We start from the raw sequence: 682 nt of genomic DNA, 5'->3' as shown, positions 1-682 counted from the left end.
GTTGGATCCGGGGACTGTGCCCGGGGTCGGGAACTGGGTCCTGGGCGCCGAACGCCTGACAGCGGAGTTGGCGAGCCGGTGGACGGCCCAGTCCCGGGTCTGGAACACGTACGGGCCGACCGAGGCGACCGTCATCACCACCGCCGTACCACTACCGACCATGCGCGCCACCGACACGGCGCCGCCGATCGGCCGCCCGATCGGCAACACCCAGGTGTACGTCCTGGACGAGTTCCTGCGCCCGGTTCCACCCGGAGTCACCGGCGAACTGTATGTCGCGGGTCCGCAGTTGGCCCGGGGTTACATCGCCCGGGCCGGTCTGACCGCGGAACGGTTCGTCGCCTGCCCCTACACCGACAACGGAAACAGCGGCCGGATGTACCGGTCCGGTGACCTGGCCCGCTGGACCCCGGACGGCCAGTTGTTGTTCGCGGGTCGGGCGGACGAGCAGGTCAAGATCCGTGGCTTCCGGGTCGAGCCCGGTGAGGTCGAGGCGGTCCTGGCCGGGCACGAGTCGGTCGGCCAGGTCGCGGTCATCGTCCGGGAGGACCAGCCCGAGGTCAAACGTCTGGTCGCCTACGTCGTACCCACCGATGGTGGGGTGGACGTGGCGGTGTTGCGGGAGTTCGCCGCCGGGCGGCTGCCGGAGTACATGGTCCCGACCGTCGTGGTGCCGCTGGAA

1 protein-coding gene is annotated in these 682 nt (G+C 70.4%); it reads left to right on the top strand.

Annotated features, from left to right (window positions below; genetic code table 11):
* A partial coding sequence (locus ACFP2T_RS35915) for an AMP-binding protein (RefSeq protein WP_377429858.1) occupies positions 1–682 on the top strand: 682 nt, incomplete at both ends.

The organism is Plantactinospora solaniradicis (assembly GCF_042658085.1).
Classification (GTDB): Bacteria; Actinomycetota; Actinomycetes; order Mycobacteriales; family Micromonosporaceae; genus Plantactinospora; species Plantactinospora solaniradicis.
Note: the sequence above shows the minus strand (reverse complement) of the source record. Positions and strands in the feature narration are given on the sequence as shown.